Here is a 25,345-nt window from a genome sequence, read left to right on the forward strand (position 1 = left end):
CCCCTCGATACTCCTTCTGTGAACGTGCACAGTAACGCACAACCGCGTCGCCGAGAAGGTAAGACCGATTCACGCTGATCAGGAAGGCCCCCTAACAACCGCATAACGGCCATTGACAGCACCGGAGGGACATCTCAGTCTGTGAACGCTCCCAGATGCTCCGCCTCTCACTCCCCTCTCCCACCCCGCCTGGAGGCACACATGCGCGTGAACCGGTTAGCAGTGGCGGCGGTCGCGATCCTCACCGCCGCGCTCTCGTCGGCCTGCTCGGGCGGCTCCGACGAGCCGTCCGCCGAGGCCGCGAGCCAGGGCGCGGCGCCGGCCGGCCCGGTGAAGCTGACCTACTGGACCTGGGTCCCGAACATGGACAAGATCGTCGCGGTGTGGAACCAGGCCCACCCCGACATCCAGGTCACGGTCAGCAAGCAGGCGGGGGGCGACGACGCCGCGGCCAAGTTCCTCACCGCCGCCAAGGCGGGCAACCCGCCCGACCTGGTTCAGGCCGAGTATCAGATGCTGCCGTCCTTCGTCGCCGCCGACGCGGTGGCCGACCTCAAGACGGAGACCGCGCAGGCCAAGGCCGAGTTCGGCGAGGGCGTCTGGGGGCTGGTGACCCTCGGCACCGACGCCGTCTACGCGGTCCCTCAGGACAGCGGGCCGATGATGCTCTACTACCGCAAGGACCTGTTCGAGAAGTACGGCATCGAGGTGCCGAAGACCTGGGACGAGTACGCCGAGGCCGCCCGCACGGTGCACAGGAAGGACCCCAAGGTCTTCCTCGGCACGTTCTCCAGCAAGGACCCGGGCTGGTTCGCCGGTCTTTCGCAGCAGGCGGGCGCGCAGTGGTGGTCGATCAGCGGCGACGCGTGGAAGGTCGCGGTGAACGATCAGGCCACCGTGAAGGTCGCCGCCTACTGGGGCGGCCTGGTGGAGGAGGGCGTCATCGACGGCATGCCCTACTTCACCCCCGAGTGGAACAAGGCGCTCAACGACGGCAAGCTGCTCACCTGGCCGTCTGCCGTGTGGGGCCCGGGCGTGCTGTCGAGCAACGCGCCGAAGGCCGCGGGCAAGTGGGCCGTCGCCCCGCTGCCGCAGTGGAACGCGGGTGAGAACCACAGCGGCTTCTGGGGCGGCTCCTCCACCGCCGTCGCGGCCAAGTCGCCCAACAAGGCGGCCGCCGCGCAGTTCGCCACCTGGCTGAACACCGACCCGCAGGCGCTCGGGCTGCTGATCGAAGAGGGCGCGGTCTACCCGGCCTCCGCCAAGGGCGCCGCGTTGATGACCGGCGCTCCCGGCTACTTCTCCAACCAGCCCGACTTCTGGAAGCAGGCGGCCGACATCGGCGCCACCGCCCGCGGCTTCACTTTCGGCCCTGACGTCAACGTGACCTACAACGCCTACAGGGACGCCTTCGACAAGGCCGTCGCCGCCAAGTCCGACTTCGCCGCGGCCGTCCGGAGCATGCAGGACGCCACCGTCGCCGACATGCGGAAGTCCGGCTTCACCCTGGCCCAATGAGCAGGGCCCAGTGAGCAGGGACCAGTGACGATGCGATCCCCGAAGAAGGGCGCCCGCGCGAGCGCCGTGCCCTACCTGTTCCTCGCCCCGGCGATGGCGCTGTTCGCGCTCTTCATGGCCCTGCCCATCGGCTACACGATCTACCTGAGCCTGCGGCGCACCAAGGTCTCCGGCCTGGGCCTCGGCAAGGGGGCCCGCACGGAGGTCTTCGCCGGGCTCGCCAACTATGCCGCCGTCGGCGACGGCGAACTGTGGGCCGGCTGGCTGCGCGTCCTCGGATACGGCGCGCTCGTGCTCGTGCTGATGCTGGGGCTCGCCCTCGTGTTCGCGCTGATGCTCGACGCCGCGCACGTGCGGCTCGCCCGCCTCACCCGGATCTCGATCTTCCTGCCGTACGCCGTGCCCGGCGTGGCGGCGACGCTGATGTGGGGCTTCCTCTACCTGCCCAGCCTCAGCCCGTTCGGCGAGCACCCGTTCCTGAGCGCCGGCCTGGTGACGTTCTCGATGGCGAACGTGGCGGTCTGGGGCGGCACCGGCTTCAACATGCTGGTGCTCTACACGAACCTGCGGGCCGTGCCGCGGGAGTACTACGAGGCGGCCAGGATCGACGGCGCGAGCGAGCTGGGCATCGCGCTGCGCGTCAAGATCCCGATCCTGGTGCCGTCGATCATCCTGACCACTGTGTTCTCCGTCATCGCGACCGTCCAGGTGTTCACGGAACCGACCACCCTGCGGCCGCTGACGAACACGATCAGCTCGACCTGGAGCCCCTTGATGAAGGTGTACCGCGACGCGTTCGTCACCGGCGACCTCTACTCGGCCGCCGCGACGTCCATGGTGATCGCCGGGATCTCCCTCGTGCTGTCGTTCGGCTTCCTGCGGGTCGTGAAGAACCACGCGTTCGGGGAGGGCTGATGACCGCCACCGCACTGCCGCGAACCCGCGGGCACGCCCGCCCGTCGCCGCGCCGCCCGCTGGGGATCGTGCCGACCGGCGTGCTCGTGCTGGGCGCGATCTACACCCTGTTCCCGGTGAGCTGGGTGGTGGTCGCGGCCACCAAGTCGAAGGCCGAGCTGTTCTCCACCTCGACCTTCGCGCCCGGCACCGGCCTGCTGTCCAACCTGGCCGACCTGTTCGCCTACCGCGACGGCGTCTTCTGGCTCTGGCTGCTCAACACCGTCCTGTACGCCGGGGGCGGCGCGGTGCTGTCGACCGCGGTGTCCACGATCTCGGGGTACGCCCTGGCGAAATACTCCTTCCCCGGCCGCGGCCTGATCTTCAATCTGCTCATCGGCGGCATCCTGGTGCCGTCGGTCGTGCTGGCGATCCCGCAGTATCTGCTGTTTTCCAAGGCCGGCCTGGCCGACACGTACTGGTCGGTGCTGCTGCCCCAGATCCTGCACCCGTACAGCATCTATCTGGCCAGGATCTACGCGCAGGCCGCCGTCCCGCAGTCTCTGCTGGAGGCGGGCCGGCTGGACGGCGCGGGCGAGTGGCGGCTGTTCCGCCAGGTGGCGCTGCCGCTGATGACGCCCGGCATGGTGACGATCTTCCTGTTCCAGTTCGTCGCGATCTGGAACAACTTCCTGCTGCCGTTCATCATGCTGGGCGACGACCGCAGGTTCCCGCTGACGGTCGGCCTCTACACGCTGCTCGCCGCGGGTGCCAACCAGCCGTCGCTGTACAACCTGATCATCACGGGGACGATGCTGTCGCTCGTCCCGCTGATCGCGCTGTTCCTCACGATGCAGCGCCACTGGCGTACGGACCTGTCCGGCGGGGCCGTGAAAAGCTGATGAGCGCGGGGGAACACGCAGCTCGGCGGGGGGACAATACGACCATGGCGAAGCGTCCGACCATTCACGACGTCGCCGCGGCGGCGGGCGTCTCCCGGGGCACGGTCTCCCGGGTGCTCAACGACGACCGATACGTGAGCCCCGCCGCCCACGCCGCCGTCCGGCGGGCCATCGCCGAGACCGGCTACATCGTCAACCGCAACGCCCGCAGCCTGGTCACCCAGCGGACCGGGTCGGTGGTGATGGTGCTGTCGGAGCCGCACGAGAAGGTCTTCGAGGACCCCAACTACAGCACCACGATCCGCACGGCGATCCGGCGGCTCGGCGAGCGGGACGTCTCCCTGGTCATCATGCTGGCCGGGGACGACGGCGACCGCGAGCGCGTGGTGCGCTACGTGCGCGGCGGCCACGCCGACGGCGTGCTGCTGATGTCCACGCACGCGGGCGACCCTCTCGTGGACGAGCTGGAGTCGATGCGCATCCCGGCCGTCGCCTGCGGCGCCGTCATCGGGAAGGAGAATGTCATCCCCTACGCGGCGGCCGACGACCGCGAGGGCGCCCGGCAGATGACCCGCTACCTCGTCGAGCAGGGCCGCAGGAAGATCGCCACGATCACCGGCCCTATGGACACCCCCGGCGGCATCCAGCGCCTTGAGGGCTTCGCCGACGTGCTCGGCAGGAAGGCCTCGAGAAAGCTCATCGAACACGGCGACTGGACCCAGCTCAGCGGCGAGAGCGCGATGGCGCGGCTGCTCGAGCGCACCCCCGACCTCGACGCGGTCTTCGTGGCCTCCGACCTCATGGCGGCCGGCGCGCTGTCCACGCTGCGCGCGGCCGGCCGCCGCGTGCCCGACGACGTGGCCGTGGGCGGCTTCGACGACTCGTCGGTCGCCGCCACCACCCATCCCCCGTTGACCACGATCCGCCAGCCGCTCGCCGAGGTCGCGGAGGAGACCGTACGCCTGCTGCTCGCGCTCGTCGACGGAGGCGGCCCGGTGGACCCGGTGATCCTGTCCACCCGCCTCATCGTCAGGGAGTCGGCCTAACGTCCGGTCCCCCGGTCCGCGCGTGCTCACGCTCGTTCGGGCACCAGTACCGGCGGTCAGCCCCTGGCCGGCAGGACCGCGCGGGCGACGGCCAGGCGCTCGGCCTCTTCGCGCTCGGCGGCCTCCTGCTCGGCGGCCACGCGCCGGTCGTACGCGGCGCGGGCCGCGGCGATGGCGTTCTGGTGCTCCTCGGTCCAGACGACCAGGGCGCGGATGGTGGCGTGCAGGGTCGCGCCCATCGGCGTCAGCGCGTAGTCCACGCGCGGCGGGACGGTCGGGTGCACGGTCCGGCTCACCAGCCCGTCGCGTTCGAGATGCCGCAGCGTGCGGGCCAGCATCCGCTGGCTGACCCCGTCGATCGCGCGGCGCAGCTCGGTGAAGCGCAGGCTCCGCTTGTCGAGCAGCGCGATCACCAGGAGCGACCACTTGTCGGCGATGCGGTCGAGGATCTGCCGCACCTCGCAGTCCGCGCGCTGGTCCCATTGGAGGACGTCGTCGTCGACGCCGGTATCCGCGCAGTAACCAAGGGACTCATAAGTTCCGTCTTCCATGGTCACCGATGGTGCCTGACGATGCAGTCGGTTACAAGGGGGAACCGGCAGGCACTCGGGGAACCACCCCGGGGCCGGTTCCCCGACGAGATGGAGCCGGACTCCGATGTCCAATTCCGTGGGCGAAATCACCGCCCGGCACCCCGCCCGCATGACGGGACGCGCGTGGGGTGTGCTGCTGGTGTTGTGCGGCGCGATCTTCCTGGAGGGGATCGACGTGGCGATGCTGAACGTGGCGCTGCCGTCGATCCGGGCCGACCTGGGCCTGTCCACCGGGACGCTCAGCGGCGTGGTCAGCGCCTACGTGCTCGGCTACGGCGGGTTCATGCTGCTCGGCGGGCGAGCCGCCGACCTGCTGGGCCACCGGCGGATGTTCCTGCTGTGGCTGGCCGTCTTCCTGGTCTTCTCCGGGCTCGGCGGGCTCGCCACTCAGGGCTGGATGCTGCTGGCCGCGCGGTTCGTCACGGGGGTCGCGTCCGCGTTCCTGGCACCCGCCGGGCTGGCGCTGGTCACGTCCAACTTCCCCGAGGGACCGATGCGCACCAAGGCGCTCGGCGTGTACGCGGGCACGGCGGCGGGCGGGTTCTCACTCGGCCTGGTCGCCGGCGGCGTGCTCGCCGCGTTCGGCTGGCGGTGGGTGTTCTTCGCGCCGGTCATCCTTTCCGCGCTGATCCTGGCGACGGCGCTGGTCCTCGTCCGCGACACGGGTGGCGAGCGTCCGTCACCCTCATCGGCACCGGGCGGCTTCGACCTGGCGGGGGCGTCCACCGTCACGGGGGCCATGCTGCTCCTCGTGTATGGGATGGTCCGGCTGGAGCACCCCGGCGAGGGTCCCGGCCTGACCGCGGGCACGATCGCCGCGGGGCTGGCGCTGCTGGGGCTGTTCGCCGCGATCGAGCGCCGCTCGCCGTCGCCCCTGGTGCGGCTGGGCATCCTGCGCAACGCCCCGCTGGTGCGGGTGAACGCGGCGGCGCTGCTGTTCCTGTTCGCGTTCGCGGGGTTCCAGTTCCTGATCACCCTGTATCTCCAGGAGTGGCGCGGCTGGAACACGATGCAGACCGGCCTGGCCATGCTGGTGATCGGGATCGACACGGTGCTCGCGCCGACGCTGACGCCGCGCCTGGTGAGCCGCTTCGGCAACGCCCGGGTGCTGTTCTGCGGCATCGTCCTCTCGGCGGTCGCGTACGCGCTCTTCCTGCCCGTGGGGATGGACTGGACCTACGCCGCCATGCTTCCGGCGCTGCTCCTGCTCGGCCTGTCCTTCTCGCTGGCGTACGGCCCGCTGACCATGGCCGCGACGGAGGGCGTCGACGAGGACGAGCACGGCCTGGCGGGCGGCCTGCTCTACACGGCGATGCAGTTCGGCACGGCGCTCGGGCTGTCGGCCGTCACCGCCGTCAGCGTCGCGGCCGGGCCGGGGCCGGACGCGCTGCGGACCGCGCTGGTCGTCCCTGTGGCGGCGGCGGTGCTCGGCGCGGTCGTCGTCGCGTTCGGCCTCCGCGCCTCCGGCATGGCCTCGGCACCGGCTCAGGACACCCCGCGGGCGCAGCCGCTGCGGAGCGATGTCACACACTGAGGGGGTGTCTCGTCCTCAGTATGTGAACGACCATGACGACGGCACGGCCGTGCTGGACGCCGAGTTCCAGGCCATGCGGCCCCGGCTGCTCGGCGTCGCGTACGGCCTGCTCGGCAGCCTCGACGAGGCCGAGGACGTCGTGCAGGACGCCTGGCTGCGGCTGCGATCCGTCAAGGACGCCGGCGACGGCGACGAGATCAGGGACGTGACCGGCTGGCTCGTGGTCACGGTGTCCCGGCTGGCTCTCGACGTGCTGCGCTCGGCGCGGCACCGCAGGGAGGAGTACGTGGGACCGTGGCTGCCCGAGCCTCTCGTGAACGGGCCTCTCGTGAACGGGTCTCTGTCGAACGGGTCTCTGGCGAACGGGCCGGTTCCGGCCGGGCTCGTCCAGGCCGCGCCCGACCCGGCCGAGCGGGTGACCCTGGACGAGTCGATGAGCATGGCCATGCTCGTCGTGCTGGAGTCCCTCAGCCCGGCCGAGCGGACCGCGTTCGTGCTGCACGACGTGTTCGGCCTGACGTTCACCGAGGTGGGCGCGGCGGTCGGACGCAGCCCGGCGGCCTGCCGGCAGCTCGCCGCCCGGGCGCGGGCGCACATCGCGTCCCGTGCTCCCCGGTTCGACGTGGACCCCTCCGAGCACCGGCGGGTGGTGCGCGCCTTCGCCCGGGCCTGCCTCGGCGACGACTTGGACGCGCTGCTCGCGCTGCTCGACCCGGACGTCGTCCTGCGCAGCGACGGCGGCGGCCGGGTGCGCTCCGCGAGGCGGCCCGTCCTCGGCGCGGCCAAGGTGGCCAGGCTGCTGCTCGGCATCCGCAGGTTCGGCTCGCACGAACTGGTCCCGGCCGCGGTGAACGGCTGGCCGGGGCTGCTGCGCTACCGGGACGGGCGGCTGGTGACCGTGATGGGGCTCGCCATCGCGCACGGCCGGATCACTGCCATCGACATGGTCCTGAACCCGGAGAAACTCGCCCGCGTGACGCGGGCCGACGAGACGAGGAACCGACGATGACCGCGAGGATCGATGTCCACGAGCTGGCTCCCGAGGCGTACGCGGCGATGCGGGGGGTCGAACGCTTCCTGCACGCCTGCGACGTGCCGCACGCCACATTGGAGCTGGTCAAGATCCGGGCGAGCCAGATCAACGGCTGCGCCTTCTGCCTGGACATGCACCACCGGGACGCGAAGAAGGCCGGCGAGAGCGACGAGCGGTTGTGGGCGGTGGCCGGCTGGCGGGAGGCGCCGTTCTACAGCGACGCCGAGCGGGCGGCGCTCGCGCTGGCCGAGGCCGCGACCCGGCTCGCCGACCGCCCCGACCCCGTGCCCGACGAGATCTGGGCGGAGGCCGCGAAGCACTACTCCCAGGAGCAGCTGGCCGCGCTGGTCGTCGCCATCGCGCAGATCAACGCCTGGAACCGGATCTGCGTCGTGAGCCGGAAGGCCCCCGGCTCCGTCTGAGTGGAAAACGGGAGGACGGCGGCACGCGGGGCGAATAGTCTGCGTACGTCATGGAAGGAGGAGCGCCATGAGACGCACCGTGATCCGCAAGCCGCGCCGCGTCCGCCGTCCCGCCGATCTCGACCTGCGCACCCCCTCCGGCCGGCCGCTTCCGTATTGACCGTGCTCTCAGAGGCTCCCGCGACACGGGCGGCTTTACGCCCGTTTTACCGAGTCTTCGATATCTATACCGAACAGATCACGGAACCATCACGGTCGGGGGGTAACGAACATGGTCACGGTGGTGCCGTCGCTCGCCAAGGTCCCATCGCTCGCCAAGGTGCGGGACATCAGGACCGCGCTGCGCCGCAGGGCCAGGTGGGACGGGAAGGACAAGAAGATCGTCGACCTCAGGGCCTACACGGGCGGGAACGTCATCCGGTTCCCGAGGACGTCCGGGCCCACGTCCGCCGCCTGAGCCGGTCCTTCCACGACGATCCGCGCAACGACCCGCCCGGCATTCCGCCGGGCGGGTCCTTTTCTGATTAGATGTCGCCTTATGAGTGATCTGTCCGCAACCGAGCGGACCCGGCACCGCCGGCTGCGAGAGCAGGGCCGCACCGACCGGGAGGCGCTGTTCGAGGTGCTCCGGGCCGGATTCGTCTGCCACCTCGGCGTCGTCGTGGACGGCGACCCGATGGTGGTGCCGACGGTGTACGGCTTCGACGACGACCACCTGTACGTGCACGGCTCGGTGGCGAGCCGCAGCCTCACCCGGAACACGACGGTCTGTGTGACGATCACCCATGTCGACGGCCTCGTGCTGGCCCGGTCGGTCTTCGAACATGGCGTGAACTACCGCAGCGCGATGATCTACGGCGTGCCGCGCGTGCTGGAGGAAGACGAGAAGCTCGCCGCCCTGCGGTGCCTGACCGAGCACGTCACCCCCGGCCAGTGGGACTACGCCCGGCAGCCGAACCGCAAGGAACTCGCCGCGACGACGATTCTCGCGGTCCCGCTCGACGAGGCGTCGGTCAAGGTGCGCGAGGGCTACCCGGACGACGCCGGCGACCCCCACGACGTGTGGGCCGGCGTCCTGCCGCTCACCCCGTCGTGGCAGGCCCCCCTCACCGACCCGCAGGCCGCCGCCCACCCCGTCCCGCCGCACATCCTCGCCCGCACCGGCACGTCCCACTGACCGAGGCGGTCCCGTCGTCACCGGCCAAGAGCCCCGCCGACCGGCCCACCTCGGCGACGGAGGTCTCCAGCCCACCTGTCCCGGCCACGCCCGCCGCACCGGCCCCCGCCTCTCCCGTCGGCCCGTCCGAACACGGATGGGCACCGTTCTCATGCCAGGCGCGGCTTCAGGCGGACGCCGCCGTCGACGGTCAGCACGGTGCCCGTCGCGTAGCCCGTCTCGATCAGGTACGCGATGGCGTTCGCCACGTCGGCGGGGGTGCCGACCCGGCCCACCGTGGTGGCGGAGGCGAACGCGTCGAGCGCACCCTGCCGGTCGTCCCCCAGCCAGTCCCACCACTCGGTGTCGATCACGCCGGGCGACACCGCGTTGACCCGGACCGGGGCGAGCTCCACCGCCAGGCCGGGGATCATCGACTGGATGGCGCCGTTGACCGCCGCCAGCCCGGCCACCTCGGCCATCGCGCTGTTCGCGCTGGCCGCCGCGACGAACGTCAACGACCCGTCCCGCCGCAGCACCGGGAGCGCCGCCTGGGCGGCGACCACCTGGGCGACCAGCTTGTCGTCCAGCGCGCGGCGCAGTTCGTCCGGCGAGAGCGAACGGAACGGCCCGGCCCCCTTCCGGCCGGACACGTTGATCACGACGTGGTCCACCCGGCCGAGCCCGGCGAACAGATCGCACATCGCCTCCGGATCGCGGGCGTCGGCCACCGCGCCCGAGCCCCGCTCCCCGATCTCCTTCACCGCCCGCTCCAGCCGTTCCGGCGTACGGCCGGTGACGACGACCTCGCGGCCCGATGCGGCCAGCCGTACGGCTGCTGCCAGGCCGATGCCGCTCGTCCCTCCGACGATCACCACTCGTTCGGTCATCGCTACCCTCTCCAATACGAGACACCTTGCCTCGTAACTATAAACGAGACACGGTGTCCTGTAAATTGGCGGCATGGTGGGCAGGCCACGCAGCGAAGAGGCGCGCCGGGCGATACTCCGAGCCGCGCTACGGCTGTGCGAGCGCGACGGATATCCCAACGTGACGTTGAAGGGCATCGCCGAGGAGGCGGGGGTCGGCAGGCAGACCCTCTACCGGTGGTGGGACACCAAGGGCGACCTGTTGCTGGAGGCGATGACGGACCTCGTCACGAGTGCCAGGGCGCCGTCGGAGGCCGACCTGCGGACGTTCCTGAGCGACACCTTCGCGCTGGCGGACGGTGTGATCGGCAGGGTCGTGGCCGGCCTCATGGCGGAGGCCCAGAGCGATCCCGCCCTCGGCGACCGGCTGCGGGAGCGGCTGATCGGCCCGCGGCGCACGGCCCTGCGCGGGGTGCTGGAGCGGATGCCGCCACCCCCCGGCATCGAACTGGACCTGCTGGTCGACATGATCTTCGGGGTCATGTGGTATCGGCTGCTCAATCGGCACGCCCCGCTCGACGCCGCCCTGGCGGGGGACATCACGGCGCTCGTGGCCGGGATCGCCGCGAGCCCGGGACCCCACGGAGACCTCCCGGGTTGACGCGGCTCCAGCGGCGTCCTCTGCTCGGCCGGGGAGCCGAGCGGCCGGTAGGCGAGTCCGAACAGGCGGGCTCGGTGCTCGACACACTCCTCGGCGAGCTCCCCTGTCACGTTCGCCACTTCAGAACCGAGCCCATGCGGCAGGATGGGACCGTGACGCCATCCCCAGCGGTCGTGCGGCCGGACCGTGAGCTCCTCGAGGAGATCCTGGACGAGCTGGACATCGAGCACACCATAGACACAGAGGGCGACCTGGCGATCTCCACCGCCCACCTCACGATCTTCTTCCTTTTCGGCAAGGAAGGAGATCTCTTCACCGTACGCACCTTCTATGACAGGCCGCACTCGGTGGACGACAAACCGATGCTGCTCACGGCGCTCAACGAGTGGAACGCCGACACGATGTGGCCGAAGGTGTACACATTCACCCAGGACAACGGCGACATCCGTCTCGTCGGCGACTCCCAGGTCTACATCGGGGCCGGCGTGACCAGGGAGCACCTGACCACGATGGTGGCTCACTGGGTCAGGTTCTCGATCAAGTTCTACCGCTGGCTCACCGACCGGCTCGCCTTCGAGACCGACTGATCAGGCCGGCGGCGTTCGTCCCCCGAGGCGGGTCAGTTCAGCAGAAGGCGGACGGTGAAGGTACCCCCCTGCTCGCCGGTCCTGCCGCTGAGGCCGATCGCACGGAACCGGGCCACGTCACGCCGGATGCTCTGATCGACGTACGGCAGATACCGCTTCTCCAGGCGATCCAGATCGAGATAACAGGCGTAGGTGGCGGTGGCGAGGTCGGGCAGCGCTTCCTGGAAGGCGGGGTCCTCCGCGAGCCCGCGTCGCTGTCCGAGCTTGTTGGAGTACTCCTGGGAACTGGCGAGAACGATGCCGTCCTCGACATGGCCGCTGCCGAACGGTATCCCGCGGTCGGCGTACAGACGCCGAAGCTCCAGCCGCACCTCCTCCGCCTTGGGCGAGTAACTCCGCTTGACGATCCCGGCCCGCACTCCGCCGCGCCGGTCGTATTCCATGGCGAACGTGAGGTTCCCGCCGACCAGCGCCACCAGATCGTCGGGAAGATCGACGCCGTACCGCCGCAGTTCGGCGACGAGTTTGCGATCGGGGCCGGCCGGGTCCTGCCGGTCGAGGACCGCGCGGGCGTCGGGCCAGGCTCCCTTCACGACCTCGTCCAGACCGGAGAAGGAGACCGCGAGCGCGGTCGAGGCGGGAAGTTCCTCGATGTGCACCGGCCCGGGTCGCATGGGGGACCCCGGGATGCCGCGGGTGAGCCCGGTGATCTCCGCGTGGTCACCGGTGAACCGGAGGGCGCCCGCGACACGGCTGTCGTCGAACGCTTTGACGGCGTAGGCCGCACCGGCGCCCGAAGTGGCCGGCTCGGCCACGCTCCGCATCAGTTTCCCCGCGTATCCCCAGAAGGAAAGGACGCCCGGCTCGCCGAGTGCGGCCATGTCCGCTTTGAAGGCGTCGTCCTCGGTCAACGGCCGCTTCCTCGCCTGGGCGACCGCGGCCTCGGCCCGCGGCTGGGTCTCCGCGACGATCGCGTAGTCGTCAAGAAAGGCGATGCCCTTCGCCCACGGTTTTCCCACCGTGCCGATTCCGGTACGCGCCGCCGCCTCGTCGGTCACCTGGATCGCGAGGACGCGACTCGGTTCCGCTGTCCCGTTCGACGGCAGCAAGGCCATGCCCATCCGGTCGCCGAGCCACGGCATCACGTCCCGATCGACATCGACACCCCTGGCGTCGGCGCCGAGCGCCTTCAGCAGCGCCACACGGGGATCGCCGCCTTGTCTCTTCGTCGCGGCGAACTTGTCGGCCACACGCAGAAACGCCATCTTCTGGCTCGCCGCCGGGTCGAAGTCGACGCGGACATAACCCAACGCCCCGGCGGGAAGCACATCCTGCGGCTGGGTGCCGGCGCCGCTCAGCAGGGTGGTCGCGTACACGCCCGCCGCGACGGCCGAGGACGCCACCACCGCGATCAGCACGAACCACGGCCACCGGCGACGCCGGCGCTCCGGCCACTGAATGTCTGGCTCCACCACAAGCGTCTCTTGTTACCCCGATCTTGCTGTCGATCACGTCCCGGGCCCACATGAGGGTGTTCGAGACAGACGGCCGAGCCACGCGTGCTCGACGCGATCGGCCGTTCAGCCGAGACCGGCACCCGCCAGACGGTCGCCCCGGCCTGAGCCGTCAGCCCCGCGCGAGGGCGTCGCGCAGCTCGGCCGCGGTGAGGCGCACGTTGTAGGCGGGCTTGTCCCGCTGGAAGCGCCGCCCCTCCGCGAGCGGACCCGCGTCGACCACGTCGAAGCCGAAGGAGTCGATCAGCTCGGCGACCGTCTTCTTGGCCTCGGCGTCGTCGCCCGCGATGGGCAGCGCCCGCCGGTCCGCCGTACCGGCGGGCAGGCCCTGCTCGGCGAGGTGGACGTAGTAGATGGAGTTGAACGCCTTGACGACGCGGGCTCCCGGCAGATGCGCGGCGAGGACTTCGCTGTCGGTGGTCTCGCCCGCGTCGATCTCGGGGAAGCGACCGTCTCGCTCGAAGTAGTAGTTGTCGGTGTCGATCACGATCTTGCCGTCCAGCGGCTCGACCGGCACGTCGCGGTAGCGCGCGAAGGGGATCGTGACGACCACGATGTCGCCCGCCTCCGCGGCCTCGGCGACGGTGGCGGCGCGTGCGTTCGGGCCCAGCCGGGCCACGAGTTCGGAGAGCGTCTGGGGCCCGCGGGAGTTGCTCAGCACCACCGAGTGCCCGGCGTCGACCGCCAGCTTCGCCAGGGTGCCGCCGATCTTCCCGCTGCCGATGAATCCGATGACCATGGCTGCGGCAACACGGCCGCCGCCGGTGTCATTCCCCCGCCGGCGTCTCCAGGACGACGACGGCCCGTTCGAGGAGGTCCCGCAGCCGGTCGGCCTCGTCGGGCGTGAACGCCTCGACCAGTTTGCGCTCCACCGCCACGGCGGCGGCGTCGGCCTTGCGCAGCAGCGCCTGCCCCGCCCGCGTGAGCCGGGTCACGAGCACCTGGGCGTGATCGCTGGAGGGACGCCGCTCCACCAGCCCACGCGATTCCAGCGTCTTGAGCACGGTCGTCATGCTCTGCGGGGTGACCGAGCAGAACCGAGCCAGTTTGGCCCCCGAGACGCCGGGCGCGAGCGACAGCGCGTACATCGCCGCGTACTGAGGGACGGTCAGCCCGAACGGCCGCAGCACACGGCTTTTCTCCGCGATCAGCGCCTGCTCGGCGCGCTTGATGGCGTTGCCGGGCCGCCACGCCACCGCCTCGGCGATCCTCGCCTCCTCGGATCCCATGCACGCTCCCGGGACATCAGGGCTCTGACATGCGGACCCTACCACCGGTTTGACAGGTGCCCCCGGTTCATCCATGCTCTGACAACCATCAGGGCTCTTATGTTCATCAAAATATGGATGGTAGTGATGTCTGCGGATTCCCCCGGTCCGCGCCGGCGGGCGCCGTCCCTCGCCGTGATCTGCGCCGCGGTGCTGCTCGTCCCGGTCACCGCCACGGGCGCCGCCGAGGCGCTCGGCGACATCGGCGCGGACCTGCACGCCGGGCTGGACGCCACGCAGTGGGTGGTCAACGCCTTCTTCCTCACCTTCGCCGCGTTCATGGCGAGCACCGGGGCGCTGGCCGACCGGCTCGGCCGGCGCAGGATGTTCGTCCTCGGCGCCGGACTGTTCACGGCGTCGATGCTCCTGGCCGCCGCCGCCCCGGACATCGGTGTGCTGATCACGGCGCGGGCCCTCGCGGGCGCGGGCGCCGCCGCGGTCTCCACCGGCGGCACCGCGCTGCTCGCGCAGGCCTATCCCGCGGGCCCCGGCAGGACCAGGGCGTTCGCGTGGTTCGGCACCACGGTCGGCCTGGGACTCGCCTTCGGCCCCGTCATCGCCGGAACGCTGGTCGGCGCCGTCGGCTGGCGGAGCCTGTTCGCGGCCGCAGGGATCGCGCTGCTGCCGGTGCTGCCGCTGAGCGCGCTGCTGGAGGAGTCACGCGCCACCCCGGAGGGCCCCATGGACTGGGGTGGCGCGACCGCCTTCACCCTCGCGCTGGCCGCCTTCACCTTCGGCGTGATCGAGGGGCCCGTGCTGGAGTGGACGCACCCCGCGGTGTGGGCCGCCTTCGCCGCCTGGGTCGTCCTGTCGGGGGCTTTCGCCGTGGCCGAACGGCGGCACCCCGCGCCGCTGGTGGACCTGTCGCTGCTGGTCAACCCCCGGTTCGCGGCGATCGCGTCCATGCCGTTCCTGCTGGCCTTCGGCTTCGTCGCACTGACGATCGTGCTCCCGCCGTACCTCATGGCCACCTCCGGCTACTCGGCCCCGCAGGCGGGGCTGACGCTGATGCTGCTGACCGGGCCGGCGCTGGTCATGCCGCCCGTCACCGGACTCCTGGCCCGCCGGCTGTCGCAGCGCGTCCTGCTGGTGGTCACGCTGCTGCTGGTCGCGGCCGGGACCGGCCAGCTGGCGGCGGTGCCCGCCGGATCGGGCCCGGCGCGGCTCGCCGTGCCGCTGCTGCTGATCGGGACGGGTTTCGGCGTGTCACTGGCCGTGGTCGACGGGGCGGCGGTCTCCTCCGTCGAGCCCGCGCGGGCCGGCATGGCCGCCGGGCTGTTCAACACGGCCCGCATCGCCGGCGAGGTCGTCGCCATCGCCGTGCTCGGCGCCGTGCTGTCCGCGCTGACCCGCGCGAGCCTGACCGGCCGGTACGGCGCGGCACGGGCTGCCCGCGCGACCTCCCGCCTGCTGCAGGGCGACATCGCGGGCGCGGTTCCGCCGGGAGCGGGGCGGCTGGAGTTCACCCGTCTGGCGAGCGCCGGCTACGCGGACGCCCTGCACACCGCCCTGTGGCTGCTGACCCTCCTGTCCCTGGCCGGCGCGCTCGCCGTCGGTCTCCTGATGTCCGTCCGCGAACCCGCGCGGATCACCACCTGAAAGGTAATGACCATGCCCGTCGTCACCGTCGGCTCCGCGACCGTCAACTATCTCCTCACCGGCACCGGGCCCGGCCTCGTACTCGTCCACGGCACCGGCGCCACCGGCGAGACCAACTGGGCCCCGCTCGTCGAGGCCGTCGCCGACCGCTTCACCGTGGTCGCCCCCGACCTGTCCGGCTCGGGCGCCACCGTCGACGGAGGCGGCCCGATCACCGTGGAGGACCTGGTCACCCAGGTGCTCGGCGCGGCCGGGGACGCCGGTTTGGAGCGGTTCCACCTCGCCGGGCACTCGCTCGGCGCCGTCGTGGCGCTGGCGGCGGCCGGCACCCGGCCGGAGCGGGTGCTGTCGCTGACCGCACACGCCGGCTGGGCCAGGACCGACCCGTGGATGGCCTTCCAGATGGACCTGTGGATCCGCCTGGTGCGCACCGACAGGGAACTGCTGGCCCGGCTGCTCCAGGTGACCGCGATGAGCGACGCGACGCTGCGCGCCCGCTCGCCGGAGGACTTCGAACAGGCCGCCGCCGCGTTCACCGCCTCGCTCCACGGAACCGAGGAGGGATTCGTCCGGCAGGCGCTGGCCGACATCGCCGTCGACATCACGAGGCTGCTGCCCCGCGTGACCGCGCCGACGCTGATCGTCTCCAGCGCCGACGACCGGATCGTGCCGCCGCATCACCAGCGTGAGCTCGCCCGGCTGATCCCGCACGCGGACCTCGTCACGGTCCCGGGCGGGCACGGCCTGCCGTTCGAGGACCCCGCCGCGTTCACGTCGGTCATCACCGGCCACCTGGACCGCATGGCCGCGACGATCTGAGATCCGCGATGGGGCACCCGGCCCCAACGGCCCTGACGCAACCGGACAAGCGCGTCTCCACCGGCCGAGGGACAGGTGGCCGGGAGCCCACCGGCCCCTCATCGGGAAGTGCGCCCCATCCGTGAGCGCGCGAGGCGCCGGTTGGCGGACGGCGGAGAGTACGCCATTGTCACAGGGGCATGCGATAACCCGCGTCGATCCTGCAATTGGCGGCGTTGAAATATCTGTTCTCGACGATGTGAGCGGCGAACGCCGCGAATTCGTCCGGGGTCCCGAGCCGGCGAGGATTGAGGAACTGATTGATCCCCTCCGCCTTCGTGTCCTTGTCGGCATAGTCGTCGACCATGGGGGTGTCGAAACCCCCGGGAACGATGGTGTTGACGCGTATTCCCCGCCCGGCGAACTCGCGGGCGGCCGGCAGGGTCATGCCCTCGATGGCGGCCTTCGTCGCGGCGTATCCGACCAATCCGGTGGTTGCCTCGCGGGCGGCGACGGAGGAGGTGTTGATGATGACGCCCCGCTCGCCGTCCTCGTCGGGGGTGTTGCGCAGCATCGCGGCCGCCGCGTGGCTCATGACGTTGAAGGTGCCGATGAGATTGGTGCTCACGAGCCGGGCCAGCACGGTCGTATCGCTGGGCCGGCCGGTGTCGGTGACGAGGACGACGGGGACGAGGATGCCGGCGGTGTTGACGTTGATGTCGATCGTTCCGAACCTGTCCAGGGCGGCGGCCACGACGGCGGCGACGGCCTCGGCGTCGCCGACGTCGGCGCCGATCCCGAGGGCGTTCTTACCGAGGTCGTCGGCGATCTGGGCGGCGAGCACGCCGCGCCGGCCGACGATGACGACGTTCGCGCCCCGAGCGGAGAAATGTCGCGCGACTCCCAAACCGAGCCCGGAGGTGGCGCCGGCGACGAGGACCGTCTTGCCGCGAATGTCCATAATTCACCTTCCGGAGCAGGTCGGTGGCACGTTTCACGGCTGTACGCCGTCTCAGGTATCCCCCACAGTTTGCGCAGATCCGGGAGGCTCCGATATGCATGCGATGGTCTTCTTCATCGGCTCCCGGGAAGTAGTTTCCTTTCTCACCGGAAAGATTCGTCCTTTGTTTGGGGCAACCGTTAAAGCCGCTTCGCCGAATTCAATCTGCTCGGAACGAGGGCATTCCGTCGTCGGCGGATCGCCCGCGTGACGGCGGCGGTCTGAGAAAAGGCGCAGGGGGCCGGCGCACTCGCCGGCCCCCTGCGCTCACGGGGTCGTGGGTCAGCTGCAGCCGCTGGTGCTGCCGCAGCCCTCGCAGACGTAGCAGCTGCCGGCAGGACGCATCTTGGTGCCGCAGGTCATGCACAGCGGCGCGTCGGCCGTACGACCCTGGTGGCTCTCCAGGGAGGCGCCGACCCGGCGCGGCTCGGGCACCGCGACCGGCGCGGTCTGACCGCCGGACGGCCCCTCGGCGGGCTTGGACTCGACGGGCCCGGCCTGCGCCTTCTCGACGGGCGCGGCCTGCCCGCCTTCGATCGGCGCGGCCTGCCCGCCTTCGATCGGCGCGGCCTGCCCGCTTTCGATCGGCGCGGACTGCGCCAGTGCGGCGGTGTCGACGTCCTGGAGCGCGGCCGGGTCCTCACCGCGCTGCTGCGCGGCCCGTTCGGAGGCGGAGAAGATGCCGAGCGCCGCGCGGTCCTCGTACGGCAGGTAGTCGAGCGCGAGCCGCCGGAAGATGTAGTCCATCACGGACTGCGCCATCCGGACGTCGGGGTCGTCGGTCATGCCCGCCGGCTCGAACCGCATGTTGACGAACTTCTGCACGTAGGTGTCGAGCGGCACGCCGTACTGGAGACCGATCGAGATCGCCACGGAGAAGGCGTCCATCACACCCGCGAGCGTGCTGCCCTGCTTGGACATCTTGAGGAAGACCTCGCCCAGGCCGTCGTCGGGGTAGGACGAGGCGGTCATGTAGCCCTTGGCGCCGCCCACCGTGAAGCGGGTGGTGATGCTCGGCCGCTGGTTCGGCATCCGCCGCCGGGTCGGCCGTGCGACCTCCACGACCTGGACGACCGGCTCCTTCTCCTCGGCCTGCGCGGGCGCCTCCTCGGAGGTCTTCTTGGCGATCGACAGCGGCTGGCCGACCTTGCAGTTGTCGCGGTAGACGGCCAGGGCCTTGAGGCCGAGCTTCCAGCCCTCCAGGTAGACCTGCTCGATGTCGTCCACCGTGGCCGACTCCGGCAGGTTCACGGTCTTGGAGATCGCGCCGGACAGGAACGGCTGGACGGCCGCCATCATCCGGACGTGGCCCATCGGAGCGATGGCCCGCTCGCCCATCGCGCAGTCGAACACCTCGTAGTGCTCCGGCCGCAGGCCGGGGGCGTCCACGACGTGGCCGTGCTCGGCGATGTACTCGACGATGGCCTCGACCTGCTCCTCGAGGTAGCCGAGCCGGCGCAGCGCCCGCGGGATCGTCTGGTTGACGATCTGCATCGAGCCGCCGCCGACGAGCTTCTTGAACTTCACCAGCGCGAGGTCGGGCTCGATGCCGGTGGTGTCGCAGTCCATCATCAGGCCGATGGTGCCGGTCGGGGCGAGCAGCGACGCCTGGGCGTTGCGGTAGCCGTTCTTCTCGCCGAGCCGCAGGCACTCCTGCCACTGCCGGGTGGCCTCGGCGTGCAGCGCCTTGTCCATGTCGTCGAGCGTGCGCAGGTCGTCGTTGGCCGCGGCGTGCTTGCGCATGACCCGCTTGTGCGGCTCGGCGTTGCGCTGGTAGCCGTCGTACGGGCCGACGATCCCGGCCATCTCGGCCGAGCGGCGGTAGGACACGGCGGTCATCAGCGAGGTGATCCCGGCCGCGATGGCCCGGCCGCCGTCGGAGTCGTACGCGTGGCCGGTCGCCATCAGCAGCGCCCCGAGGTTGGCGTAGCCGATGCCGAGCTGGCGGTACGCCCGGGTGGTCTCGGCGATCTTCTGCGTCGGGAAGTCGGCGAAGGTGATCGAGATGTCCATCGCGGTGATGATCAGCTCGGTGACCTTGACGAAGTTCGCGACGTCGAAGCTGTCGTCGTCGCGCAGGAACTTCAGCAGGTTGATCGACGCGAGGTTGCACGAGGAGTTGTCCAGGTGGACGTACTCGGAGCAGGGGTTGCTGGCCGTGATGCGCCCGGTCTCGGGGCAGGTGTGCCAGTCGTTGATCGTGTCGTCGTACTGCACGCCGGGGTCGGCGCACTCCCAGGCGGCCTGGGCCATCTTGCGGAACAGCGAGCGGGCCTCGACCTCCTCGATGACCTCGCCGGTCAGCCGGGCCCGCAGGCCGAACCGCCCGCCGGCCTCGACGGAGCGCATGAACTCGTCGGAGACCCGCACCGAGTTGTTGGCGTTCTGGTACTGGACGGACACGATGTCCTTGCCGCCGAGGTCCATGTCGAACCCGGCGTCGCGCAGCGCGCGGATCTTGTCCTCCTCGCGCGCCTTGGTCTCGATGAACTCCTCGATGTCGGGGTGGTCCACGTCGAGGACGACCATCTTGGCCGCCCTGCGGGTGGCGCCGCCCGACTTGATGGTGCCGGCGGAGGCGTCGGCGCCGCGCATGAAGGAGACCGGGCCGCTGGCCGTGCCGCCGCTGGACAGCAGCTCCTTGGACGAGCGGATGCGGGAGAGGTTGACCCCGGAGCCGGAGCCGCCCTTGAAGATGACGCCCTCTTCCTTGTACCAGTCGAGGATCGACTCCATGGTGTCGTCCACGGCCAGGATGAAGCAGGCGCTCACCTGCTGGGGCGAGCGGGTGCCGACGTTGAACCACACCGGCGAGTTGAAGCTGAAGATCTGGTGGATCAGCGCGTGCTTGAGCTCGTGGTCGAAGATCTCCGCGTCCTCCTCGGACGCGAAGTAGCCGTTCTCGAGGCCGGTCCTGGTGTAGACGCCCACGACCCGGTCGACGAGCTGCTTGAGGCTCGACTCGCGCTGCGGGGTGCCCACCGCCCCGCGGAAGTACTTGGTGGTGACGATGTTGGCCGCGTTGACCGACCAGAAGTCCGGGAACTCCACGCCGTGCTGCTCGAAGTTGACCGAGCCGTCCCGCCAGTTCGTCATCACGACGTCGCGCCGCTCCCAGCGGACCTCGTCGTACGGGTGGACGCCCGGGGTGGTGAAGACGCGCTTCATCTTCAGACCCTTGCGCGGGCGCTTGCCGGCCCGGCCCCCCGCACCCGATACGGTGCCGCTCACGGTCTCCGTCATGATTTCCCCCTCCCAGGGCCCGGTGGAGCCCCTCTTTCGGACCACGCTCGTTACAACCTCATCGTCACGCCGCGCCGTCGCGCGCCGCCGTCCGCCTCGTCCCGGCCCCCCGGAAGGCGCCTACTCCTCGGCCTCAGGGCCGTGAGCCGCGCGGAGCCGCTCGATCTCCGCCTCGAAGTCGGCCAGCGTCTCGAAGCCCCGGTAGACCGACGCGAAGCGCAGGTACGCCACCTCGTCGAGGTCGCGGAGCGGCCCCAGGATGGCCAGGCCCACCTCGTGGGAGGCGATCTCGGCCGCACCGGTGCCCCGGATGCTCTCCTCGACCCGCTGCCCGAGCTGGGCGAGGGAGTCCTCGCCGACCGGGCGCCCCTGACAGGCCCGCCGCACGCCGGCGATGACCTTCTCCCGGGAGAACGGCTCGGTGACCCCGCTCCGCTTGCTCACCATCAGCAGCACGGTCTCCTGGGTGGTGAACCTGCGCCCGCACTCGGGGCAGGTGCGCCTGCGGCGGATCGCCGCCCCGTCCTCGGCCGCGCGGCTGTCCACGACCCGGGTGTCGGGATGGCGACAGAACGGACAGTGCATTTCATCGCCTCCCTGAACGCACATCCCGAACACAAGGTGTGGTGAACTTACACCGCTGTGACTACTAGATGTTGTGGTCCAACCGTAGAAGTGCCCGACCTTGAACGCAAGTCGAACCGGCCCTGGGCCGGGAAGTGCCTGCTCGGTGCGCGTGTCGCCGCTCCCGTCACCGCCGCACCACCTGCCCCACGGGTCGCGCGATAGGCCCTTTACGCACCATTCCCCGCCGTTTTATGCACGGCGTCTGACCTGGGCGTACAGACGCCACAGAAGATCGGCTGAATCGAACACGGGATCGATCGAACTCCCGTACGATGAGATGAACGGCGAGATCGGTGATTTCGCTGGATATCGAACAATTGTTTGACGGTGATCTTGAATCGCGGTACGGTCGCTCTGTGCGACATGAGGAACACGGATTGAGAGGTGGCATCGTGAGTGACCGAAGTGAGCAAGCGGATGGCGTCAGCGACCTCGCGGTTCGCAGGCGCGACTCGCTTGGCCTCACCCCGAGGCAGCGGAAGATCCTCGAGGTGATCCGCGACTCGGTCCAGCAGCGCGGCTACCCGCCGTCCATGCGGGAGATCGGGGAAGCGGTCCAGCTGACGAGCACCTCCAGCGTGTCGCACCAGCTCACGGCGCTCCAGCGTAAGGGTTACCTCCGGCGCGACCCGCACCGCCCCAGGGCACTGGAGGTCCGGCTGCCGGGAGAGCCGGTGCTGTGGGTCGATCCGGACGCCACCCCCGAGGAGGAGGCCGGGTTCACCCGGCCCACGGCCGCGTACGTGCCGCTGGTCGGCCGCATCGCCGCCGGTGGCCCCATCCTCGCCGAGCAGAGCATCGAGGACGTTTTCGCGCTGCCCAAGCAGCTGGTGGGCGAGGGCACGCTGTTCCTGCTCCAGGTCTCCGGCGACTCCATGATCGAGGCCGCCATCGCCGACGGCGACTGGGTCGTGGTGCGGCAGCAGCCGGTCGCCGACAACGGCGACATCGTGGCCGCGATGATCGACGGCGAGGCCACCGTGAAGACCTTCAAGCGCAAGGACGGGCACGTGTGGCTGGTGCCGCACAACCCCAACTACGAGCCGATCCCCGGCGACGAGGCGACCGTGCTCGGCAAGGTCACGGCCGTTCTCCGGAAGCTGTAGCAGCACCGGCGCCCCGCGATGCGACGCGCCGCGGGGCGCGACGCCGCCTTTCCGGCGGTCACTAAGCGACAATTAGGGTGAGTCGGATGAGATTCGACTCGCTGTCCCTGGATGCGCTGTCCCTGGATGCGGCCCGCACCCGCGACGGAATCAAATGGACGCACGCCGAGGCCGGCGTCATTCCCGCCTGGGTCGCCGACATGGACTTCCCCGTGCCCGGCGCGGTCACCGAGGCCATCGCGCGACGAGCCGCCGCGGATCTCGGCTATCCCGCATGGCTGGACCAGCCGACCGCCGGCCCTCTGGCGGAGGCGTTCGCCGAGCGCATGGAGGCGCGGTACGACTGGCGGGCCGACCCGTCCCACGTGCGGTCCTACACCGACCTCAACCAGGCCCTCCAAGTGCTGCTGCACGTCATGACCGAACCCGGTGACGCGGTGGCGCTGCACGTGCCGGCCTACGATCCCTTCCTCGCCACGATCACCGGGATGGGCCGACGCCTGGTGCCGATGCCGCTGACGGCCGACGGCAGGTTCGAGGTCCCCGGCGAGCCCGTCCGGGTGCTCCTGCTGGTGAATCCGCAGAACCCCTCCGGCCGCTCGTTCACCCGTGCGGAGCTCGACGCCGTCGCCGCGTACGCCGACCGGCACGGCACGCTGGTGATCTCCGACGAGATCCACGCCGACCTGACGTACGCTCCGGCCCGGCACATCCCGTTCGCCACGATCCTTCCCGAGCGCACGGTCACGCTGACCTCCGCCAGCAAGGCCTTCAACATGGGCGGCCTGCGCTGCTCGGTGGCCCACATCGGCGCGAAGGACGCCAGGGACGCGCTGGGTCGCCAGCCCGCCCACATCTACGGGGCGCCCAGCGTCCTCGGGGTGGAGGCCACGGTGGCCGCCTGGCGGCACGGCGACGCGTGGCTGGAGGAGGTGCTGGCCATCCTGGACCGCAACCGCAGGCGCATCGCCGAGCGGCTCCCGTCGGTCGGGTACCGCATGCCCGAGGCCACCTATCTCGCGTGGCTCGACTTCGGCGTGCCCGGCGCGGCGCACTTCCTCGAGCGGGAGGCCCAGGTCAAGCTCAACCCGGGCCCCAACTACGGAGGCGGCGACACCTTCGCCCGCCTCAACTTCGCGACGTCGGCGGCGATCCTGGAGGAGATCCTGGCCAGGATCGCCGCCGCGCTGGCGTGACGCGCCCGCTCAGCTCGCCGTGCAGCTGACCGAGGACGGGACGCCGTTGTTGCCGGACCAGCTGCCGTTGAATCCGAACGTCGTCGAGGCCCCGGCGCCCAGGGCGCCGTTGTAGGACAGGTTCGTCACGGTGACGTTCGAACCGCTCGCGCTGAGCGTGCCGTTCCAGAGCTGGCTGACGCTCTGGCCGTTCGGGAAGGCCCACTTCACGGTCCAGCCCGAGATGGCCGAGGAACCGGCCTTCACCGTGACCTCACCCTGGAAGCCGCCGGGGTACTGGTTGGCGACCTTGTACGTGGCGGTGCAGGTCTTGCCATCCGGAGACGACGGCGACGCCGACGGAGACACCGGAGGCGACACCGAGGGGGACGCGGAGGGAGACGCGGACGGGGACACCGACGGCGACACGCTCGGCGAGACCTGCGGCGAGGGCGACACCGGCGGGTTGCCGCCCACCGGCGGGATGAGGTACGGCGAGATGATGCTCTGCTTGGCCTGGTCGACCGTGGCCCAGTCGTCCTTCAGGATGCCGCCCGTGTCACCCGAGTTGGGGTTCCACGACCAGTAGGTGAACGACATGCCGTTCACTCCGCTGCCCATGTACTTCATGAGCTCCTGGAGCCAGACCTTGTCGACGTTGTTGGCCAGCGTGGTGCCGAACTCACCGACCATGATCGGGGCGATGTTCTGCTTGTACAGGTAGCCCCAGTACTTGTCCCAGATCGCCGGCATGTTGGCGGGGTAACTCGGGTCGTCGAACCACGTCTGGCGGAAGACCGACGTGGCGTACTCGTGCGGGGAGTAGACGAGCCGGTTGGCGACGTTCAGCCGGACGGGGAACTGGCCTGCCTTGGTGAGGTTGCCGCCCCACCAGCCGCAGTCCTCGTCGTTGCTGGGGTCGTTGTCCCAGGTGTTGGACAGGCCACCGCTCGGGCAGCTCACGCCCTCCACGAAGATCAGCCAGTTGGGCTGCACGGACAGGATCGCGTTGCCCGCGCGCTCGGCCGCCAGACGCCAGTCGCGCGACTGGTCGCCGCAGCCCCAGCAGGAGCCGGTCGCGTTCGGGTTGGTGCCGTCGGCGTGCGGTTCGTTGTGCAGGTCGGCGCCGATGACGGTGGTGTTGCCGGCGTAGTGCTGGGCCAGCGACTTCCAGTTGCTGATCCAGGTCGACTCGGGGACGCCGGAGGTGTACCAGAGCGCCGTCTGGCCCGCGCTGGTCGGCCGGTGCCGGTCGAGGATGATGCGCATGCCCTTCTGGCCCGCGTAGTCCACGATCTTGTCGAGGATCTGCAGCGGCGACAGGCCGATCAGGTCGGGGTTGGAGTAGGTGTTGACGCTGGTCGCCTGAGCGCCCGGCTTCAGCGCGTCGTCGGAGAACGGCACCCGGATGGTGTTGTAGCCCAGGTTCGCCATGAGGTCGAGCTGGCTCTTCCACGGGTTGTTCGCCCACAGCCCGTGGAAGGTCTTGTTGTCGGTCTCCATGCCGAACCAGTTGATGCCGGTCAGCCGGACCGTGGCGCCGGTGCTGTCGACGATCTTGTTCCCGCTGGTGTGCAGGTAGCCGGTGCCCGTGCCGGCGGCGTTCGCCGGCGTACCGGTGACGACGAGAACGGTCGCCGCCATCGCGGCGGCGGTCGCCAGCCCGCCGAGAATTCGTCTGTACAAGACGTGCCTCCCACGCGGGGCGCACGCCGACGGTGAGCCATACGGTCAGGCGCGCACCCCAGACCACCGCCGGAGCGGTGGTGGTCGCGGCATGCCCTGACCGCACGCCTACTT

The 25,345-nt window shown here is 70.5% G+C and carries 24 protein-coding genes; 15 read left to right on the forward strand and 9 right to left on the reverse strand.

What is annotated here, in order from left to right:
• Positions 1-201: 201 nt before the first annotated feature.
• From AB0O28_RS22665 to AB0O28_RS22680, 4 genes are read left to right on the forward strand one after another with little or no spacing between them, the layout of a single operon-like run.
• Positions 202-1,518: an extracellular solute-binding protein gene (locus AB0O28_RS22665; RefSeq protein ID WP_363643177.1), complete on the forward strand. Its 1,317-nt coding sequence runs from the start codon at positions 202-204 to the stop codon at positions 1,516-1,518.
• A gap of 30 nt (positions 1,519-1,548) precedes the next feature.
• Positions 1,549-2,433, forward strand: coding sequence for a sugar ABC transporter permease (locus AB0O28_RS22670; protein ID WP_363643394.1), 885 nt, complete (start codon positions 1,549-1,551; stop codon positions 2,431-2,433).
• On the forward strand, positions 2,433-3,314 hold the full coding sequence (locus AB0O28_RS22675; RefSeq protein WP_363643179.1) for a carbohydrate ABC transporter permease: 882 nt from the start codon (positions 2,433-2,435) through the stop codon (positions 3,312-3,314). The genes AB0O28_RS22670 and AB0O28_RS22675 overlap by 1 nt, the downstream gene beginning before the upstream one ends.
• A 44-nt stretch (positions 3,315-3,358) precedes the next feature.
• A complete protein-coding gene (locus AB0O28_RS22680) occupies positions 3,359-4,360 on the forward strand; it encodes a LacI family DNA-binding transcriptional regulator (protein WP_363643181.1) in 1,002 nt (333 codons plus the stop codon).
• A gap of 56 nt (positions 4,361-4,416) precedes the next feature.
• Here AB0O28_RS22680 and AB0O28_RS22685 read toward each other — a convergent pair whose 3' ends face one another.
• The gene (locus AB0O28_RS22685) at positions 4,417-4,911 is read right to left on the reverse strand and encodes a helix-turn-helix domain-containing protein (protein WP_363643183.1); all 495 of its coding nucleotides are present in this window, start codon (positions 4,909-4,911) and stop codon (positions 4,417-4,419) included.
• Positions 4,912-5,017: 106 nt separating this feature from the next.
• Here AB0O28_RS22685 and AB0O28_RS22690 point away from each other — a divergent pair, with 106 nt between their 5' ends.
• The 5 genes from AB0O28_RS22690 to AB0O28_RS22710 all read left to right on the forward strand — a co-directional run bounded on the left by AB0O28_RS22690 (position 5,018) and on the right by AB0O28_RS22710 (position 9,119).
• Entirely contained in the window at positions 5,018-6,487 is a 1,470-nt protein-coding gene (locus tag AB0O28_RS22690) for an MFS transporter (protein WP_363643185.1), read from the forward strand.
• Positions 6,488-6,491: 4 nt separating this feature from the next.
• Complete coding sequence (gene sigJ / locus AB0O28_RS22695; protein WP_363643187.1) at positions 6,492-7,496, forward strand: RNA polymerase sigma factor SigJ; 1,005 nt, start codon at positions 6,492-6,494, stop codon at positions 7,494-7,496.
• On the forward strand, positions 7,493-7,942 hold the full coding sequence (locus AB0O28_RS22700) for a carboxymuconolactone decarboxylase family protein (protein ID WP_363643189.1): 450 nt from the start codon (positions 7,493-7,495) through the stop codon (positions 7,940-7,942). Before sigJ ends, AB0O28_RS22700 begins: the two co-directional genes overlap by 4 nt.
• 271 nt (positions 7,943-8,213) lie before the next feature.
• Complete coding sequence (locus AB0O28_RS22705) at positions 8,214-8,399, forward strand: hypothetical protein (RefSeq protein ID WP_363643191.1); 186 nt, start codon at positions 8,214-8,216, stop codon at positions 8,397-8,399.
• Positions 8,400-8,480: 81 nt separating this feature from the next.
• On the forward strand, positions 8,481-9,119 hold the full coding sequence (locus AB0O28_RS22710) for a pyridoxamine 5'-phosphate oxidase family protein (protein ID WP_363643193.1): 639 nt from the start codon (positions 8,481-8,483) through the stop codon (positions 9,117-9,119).
• A gap of 149 nt (positions 9,120-9,268) precedes the next feature.
• Here the strand turns inward: AB0O28_RS22710 and AB0O28_RS22715 are convergent, their stop codons facing one another.
• Entirely contained in the window at positions 9,269-9,988 is a 720-nt protein-coding gene (locus tag AB0O28_RS22715) for an SDR family oxidoreductase (protein WP_363643195.1), read from the reverse strand.
• Positions 9,989-10,061: 73 nt separating this feature from the next.
• Between AB0O28_RS22715 and AB0O28_RS22720 the strand changes: the two genes are divergently transcribed.
• Both AB0O28_RS22720 and AB0O28_RS22725 read left to right on the forward strand, forming a co-directional pair.
• Positions 10,062-10,628: a TetR/AcrR family transcriptional regulator gene (locus AB0O28_RS22720; protein WP_363643197.1), complete on the forward strand. Its 567-nt coding sequence runs from the start codon at positions 10,062-10,064 to the stop codon at positions 10,626-10,628.
• A gap of 152 nt (positions 10,629-10,780) precedes the next feature.
• Entirely contained in the window at positions 10,781-11,215 is a 435-nt protein-coding gene (locus AB0O28_RS22725) for a YbjN domain-containing protein (RefSeq protein ID WP_363643199.1), read from the forward strand.
• Positions 11,216-11,247: 32 nt separating this feature from the next.
• On the opposite strand, the gene AB0O28_RS22730 is transcribed toward AB0O28_RS22725, so the two are convergent.
• The 3 genes from AB0O28_RS22730 to AB0O28_RS22740 all read right to left on the reverse strand — a co-directional run bounded on the left by AB0O28_RS22730 (position 11,248) and on the right by AB0O28_RS22740 (position 13,958).
• Entirely contained in the window at positions 11,248-12,687 is a 1,440-nt protein-coding gene (locus tag AB0O28_RS22730; RefSeq protein ID WP_363643201.1) for a hypothetical protein, read from the reverse strand.
• Between the two features lie 154 nt (positions 12,688-12,841).
• On the reverse strand, positions 12,842-13,468 hold the full coding sequence (locus AB0O28_RS22735) for an NADPH-dependent F420 reductase (RefSeq protein WP_363643203.1): 627 nt from the start codon (positions 13,466-13,468) through the stop codon (positions 12,842-12,844).
• A gap of 28 nt (positions 13,469-13,496) precedes the next feature.
• Positions 13,497-13,958 (reverse strand): MarR family transcriptional regulator, encoded by a 462-nt coding sequence (locus tag AB0O28_RS22740; RefSeq protein ID WP_363643205.1) that lies wholly within the window; start codon positions 13,956-13,958, stop codon positions 13,497-13,499.
• Between the two features lie 126 nt (positions 13,959-14,084).
• On the opposite strand from AB0O28_RS22740, the gene AB0O28_RS22745 reads away from it, so the two are divergent.
• Together AB0O28_RS22745 and AB0O28_RS22750 are read left to right on the forward strand one after the other, a co-directional pair.
• Positions 14,085-15,596: an MFS transporter gene (locus AB0O28_RS22745; RefSeq protein WP_363643207.1), complete on the forward strand. Its 1,512-nt coding sequence runs from the start codon at positions 14,085-14,087 to the stop codon at positions 15,594-15,596.
• A 12-nt stretch (positions 15,597-15,608) separates the two neighbouring features.
• Positions 15,609-16,415, forward strand: coding sequence for an alpha/beta hydrolase (locus AB0O28_RS22750; RefSeq protein WP_363643209.1), 807 nt, complete (start codon positions 15,609-15,611; stop codon positions 16,413-16,415).
• A gap of 169 nt (positions 16,416-16,584) precedes the next feature.
• Here the strand turns inward: AB0O28_RS22750 and AB0O28_RS22755 are convergent, their stop codons facing one another.
• The 3 genes from AB0O28_RS22755 to nrdR all read right to left on the reverse strand — a co-directional run bounded on the left by AB0O28_RS22755 (position 16,585) and on the right by nrdR (position 21,222).
• Positions 16,585-17,355, reverse strand: coding sequence for an SDR family NAD(P)-dependent oxidoreductase (locus AB0O28_RS22755; protein WP_363643211.1), 771 nt, complete (start codon positions 17,353-17,355; stop codon positions 16,585-16,587).
• A 321-nt stretch (positions 17,356-17,676) separates the two neighbouring features.
• A complete protein-coding gene (locus AB0O28_RS22760) occupies positions 17,677-20,637 on the reverse strand; it encodes a vitamin B12-dependent ribonucleotide reductase (protein ID WP_363643213.1) in 2,961 nt (986 codons plus the stop codon).
• A gap of 120 nt (positions 20,638-20,757) precedes the next feature.
• Entirely contained in the window at positions 20,758-21,222 is a 465-nt protein-coding gene (nrdR, locus tag AB0O28_RS22765; protein ID WP_363643215.1) for a transcriptional regulator NrdR, read from the reverse strand.
• A gap of 431 nt (positions 21,223-21,653) precedes the next feature.
• On the opposite strand from nrdR, the gene lexA reads away from it, so the two are divergent.
• Both lexA and AB0O28_RS22775 read left to right on the forward strand, forming a co-directional pair.
• On the forward strand, positions 21,654-22,370 hold the full coding sequence (gene lexA / locus AB0O28_RS22770; RefSeq protein WP_363643396.1) for a transcriptional repressor LexA: 717 nt from the start codon (positions 21,654-21,656) through the stop codon (positions 22,368-22,370).
• A gap of 86 nt (positions 22,371-22,456) precedes the next feature.
• Positions 22,457-23,566: an aminotransferase class I/II-fold pyridoxal phosphate-dependent enzyme gene (locus AB0O28_RS22775; protein ID WP_363643217.1), complete on the forward strand. Its 1,110-nt coding sequence runs from the start codon at positions 22,457-22,459 to the stop codon at positions 23,564-23,566.
• A gap of 9 nt (positions 23,567-23,575) precedes the next feature.
• Here AB0O28_RS22775 and AB0O28_RS22780 read toward each other — a convergent pair whose 3' ends face one another.
• Positions 23,576-25,231, reverse strand: a complete 1,656-nt coding sequence (locus AB0O28_RS22780) for a cellulase family glycosylhydrolase (RefSeq protein ID WP_363643219.1) — start codon at positions 25,229-25,231, stop codon at positions 23,576-23,578.
• Positions 25,232-25,345: the final 114 nt, after the last annotated feature.

Source organism: Microbispora sp. NPDC088329 (assembly GCF_040685655.1).
Taxonomy (GTDB): domain Bacteria; phylum Actinomycetota; class Actinomycetes; order Streptosporangiales; family Streptosporangiaceae; genus Microbispora.

Bases quoted from the DNA above. Each gene is read 5' to 3' on its own strand.
- AB0O28_RS22665 (WP_363643177.1), top strand. From the start codon at position 202: ATGCGCGTGAACCGGTTAGCAGTGGCGGCGGTCGCGATCCTCACCGCC.
- AB0O28_RS22670 (WP_363643394.1), top strand. From the start codon at position 1,549: ATGCGATCCCCGAAGAAGGGCGCCCGCGCGAGCGCCGTGCCCTACCTG.
- AB0O28_RS22675 (WP_363643179.1), top strand. From the start codon at position 2,433: ATGACCGCCACCGCACTGCCGCGAACCCGCGGGCACGCCCGCCCGTCG.
- AB0O28_RS22680 (WP_363643181.1), top strand. From the start codon at position 3,359: ATGGCGAAGCGTCCGACCATTCACGACGTCGCCGCGGCGGCGGGCGTC.
- AB0O28_RS22685 (WP_363643183.1), bottom strand. From the start codon at position 4,911: ATGGAAGACGGAACTTATGAGTCCCTTGGTTACTGCGCGGATACCGGC.
- AB0O28_RS22690 (WP_363643185.1), top strand. From the start codon at position 5,018: ATGTCCAATTCCGTGGGCGAAATCACCGCCCGGCACCCCGCCCGCATG.
- AB0O28_RS22700 (WP_363643189.1), top strand. From the start codon at position 7,493: ATGACCGCGAGGATCGATGTCCACGAGCTGGCTCCCGAGGCGTACGCG.
- AB0O28_RS22705 (WP_363643191.1), top strand. From the start codon at position 8,214: ATGGTCACGGTGGTGCCGTCGCTCGCCAAGGTCCCATCGCTCGCCAAG.
- AB0O28_RS22710 (WP_363643193.1), top strand. From the start codon at position 8,481: ATGAGTGATCTGTCCGCAACCGAGCGGACCCGGCACCGCCGGCTGCGA.
- AB0O28_RS22715 (WP_363643195.1), bottom strand. From the start codon at position 9,988: ATGACCGAACGAGTGGTGATCGTCGGAGGGACGAGCGGCATCGGCCTG.
- AB0O28_RS22720 (WP_363643197.1), top strand. From the start codon at position 10,062: ATGGTGGGCAGGCCACGCAGCGAAGAGGCGCGCCGGGCGATACTCCGA.
- AB0O28_RS22735 (WP_363643203.1), bottom strand. From the start codon at position 13,468: ATGGTCATCGGATTCATCGGCAGCGGGAAGATCGGCGGCACCCTGGCG.
- AB0O28_RS22740 (WP_363643205.1), bottom strand. From the start codon at position 13,958: ATGGGATCCGAGGAGGCGAGGATCGCCGAGGCGGTGGCGTGGCGGCCC.
- AB0O28_RS22745 (WP_363643207.1), top strand. From the start codon at position 14,085: ATGTCTGCGGATTCCCCCGGTCCGCGCCGGCGGGCGCCGTCCCTCGCC.
- AB0O28_RS22750 (WP_363643209.1), top strand. From the start codon at position 15,609: ATGCCCGTCGTCACCGTCGGCTCCGCGACCGTCAACTATCTCCTCACC.
- AB0O28_RS22755 (WP_363643211.1), bottom strand. From the start codon at position 17,355: ATGGACATTCGCGGCAAGACGGTCCTCGTCGCCGGCGCCACCTCCGGG.
- AB0O28_RS22760 (WP_363643213.1), bottom strand. From the start codon at position 20,637: ATGACGGAGACCGTGAGCGGCACCGTATCGGGTGCGGGGGGCCGGGCC.
- nrdR (WP_363643215.1), bottom strand. From the start codon at position 21,222: ATGCACTGTCCGTTCTGTCGCCATCCCGACACCCGGGTCGTGGACAGC.
- AB0O28_RS22775 (WP_363643217.1), top strand. From the start codon at position 22,457: ATGAGATTCGACTCGCTGTCCCTGGATGCGCTGTCCCTGGATGCGGCC.